At 42.4% G+C, this 1,804-nt stretch carries 2 protein-coding genes; both read right to left on the reverse strand.

Features of this window, described 5'->3' with window-relative positions; all coding sequences use genetic code 11:
• Nucleotides 1–31 precede the first annotated feature (31 nt).
• Nucleotides 32–370, reverse strand: coding sequence for a RidA family protein (locus tag ACT3RN_RS15365; RefSeq protein WP_192520833.1), 339 nt, complete (start codon nucleotides 368–370; stop codon nucleotides 32–34).
• Nucleotides 371–449: 79 nt separating this feature from the next.
• Entirely contained in the window at nucleotides 450–1,697 is a 1,248-nt protein-coding gene (locus ACT3RN_RS15370; RefSeq protein ID WP_192520831.1) for an NAD(P)/FAD-dependent oxidoreductase, read from the reverse strand.
• Between the last annotated feature and the right edge of the window lie 107 nt (nucleotides 1,698–1,804).

A 1,804-nucleotide genomic window follows, 5' to 3' on the forward strand; every position in this document is an offset into this window, starting at 1 on the left:
TTTATTTAACACAGGTGCTACGAGCAGATTATTATTCAGCAGCGATAGCGATCATCTCAACCAATAGCTCAGGGCGAGCCAGTGCTGACTCACCGCAAGCGCGAGCTGGAGGCTGGATACCTTCAAACCATTTATCCCACACTTCATTCATAGCCGCAAAGTCTGCCATGTCTTTTACCCAGACATTTACTGATAGCAGCTTGGACTTGTCACTACCCACTTCTTCTAGTAACGTTTGGATTTTTTCTAAACACGTCAAAGTTTGTGCTTGAATATCGTCTTCTGCATTGCCCACTTGACCACATAAATAAACCGTTTGGTTATGGACAACGATTCTACTCATACGCGGGGTACTGTGTAACTTCTTTATCATTTTATCTCCCTTCAATTTATAAAAACAGCTGAATCAATCATAACTCAATCAACATGACTCATTGTAGAGTAACAAGTTATTTAGCGAAACGCTGAGCACTAAACGGTGCAAGGTCTACCAATAACGGTTTGTCATGAATCATCTCTTCAACCAGACGACCTGTCATAGGTCCTAAGGTAAAGCCTTGATGGCTGTGACCAAAGGCGAACCATAATTTATCATGCTTATCAGCAGGACCGATAACTGGTTTCATATCAGGCATACAAGGACGTGATCCTGCCCAAGCCTCAGACTCTACTGCATCTTCTAATGGCAGAATTTTACGAGCCAGCTTCAGTACAGTTTGCAGTTGACCGAAGTTCTTTGGTGCATTCATGGTAGTCATCTCAGCACCAGTGGTAATGCGGATACCTTGCTGCATTGGCCCCATCACAAAGCCTTTATCCATATCAAACATACTGTGATTGATGGTGTTTTTTTCTGTCACTTTGAAGTGCTGATGATAACCACGCATCGGGAACAATGGCAGATTATAACCAAGTGGTCTGATCAAATCATTCGACCATGGACCTGCTGCAATAACCAATTTATCACTATAATAAGTGTCATTATCAGTGATGATTTTCCAGCCTTCACCGTCTTTTACGATTTCTTTGACATCGCTCTCTTTGATCGTACCTTGCATGTCTTGGAAGTTTTTCGCATAGGCTTTGACCAATGAGCTTGGGTTTGATACTTGCCAAGAGTTTAGCCAATGAATCGCACCAACAAAACCATCAAAATTGGCACTAGGCTCCATGGCTTTGAGTGCTTCACGGTTTAGTACGTTATGCTCAACCCCTTGATTACGTGCATCAATGGCTGCTGCTTGCGCTTCTTTAAAGGTCTCTTCAGAACGATGCAATTGCAACCAGCCATCGCGAGTAATTAACTCATCAGCACCAGATGCTTCAATCATCGTTTGATGCTCACTGGTGCAATGCTCAATCAGTGTCTGCCACTCTGATTCAATTTGTTTGACCGTCGCAGGTACAGAATACTTCCAGTATTGTAGTAGCGCTTGATGGTAACGCAGAATTGCTGGTATACGATAACGAATGTCCGTACCTTGGTTGGGTAATACTCGAATCATCTCAGTCAATTGACGAGGAAAAGGATGTGTATGAATAGCTTCACGCTGGATCAATCCAGCATTACCATACGAGGTCTCTGACCCTGGCAGTTTCTTATCTAACAGCAATACGTTTGAATTATTTTTTTGTAAATGCCACGCAACTGAGGTGCCAACCATACCTGCACCGATAACAATCACTTCATAGCGCATAACCTATCCTTTTCTTAGGGTGTTAATACAGAGTATCAAATATGAGGGTCTAACAGAATTAGGTGGTAATAGTAACGCATTAAGCCAAATTTTAAACCCTTATTTGT

Source organism: Psychrobacter sp. AOP5-GZ1-6 (assembly GCF_052376345.1).
In the GTDB taxonomy this organism is placed as follows: Bacteria; Pseudomonadota; Gammaproteobacteria; order Pseudomonadales; family Moraxellaceae; genus Psychrobacter.

Coding starts and splice junctions, on each gene's coding strand:
- ACT3RN_RS15370 (WP_192520831.1), bottom strand. CDS start 1,697: ATGCGCTATGAAGTGATTGTTATCGGTGCAGGTATGGTTGGCACCTCA.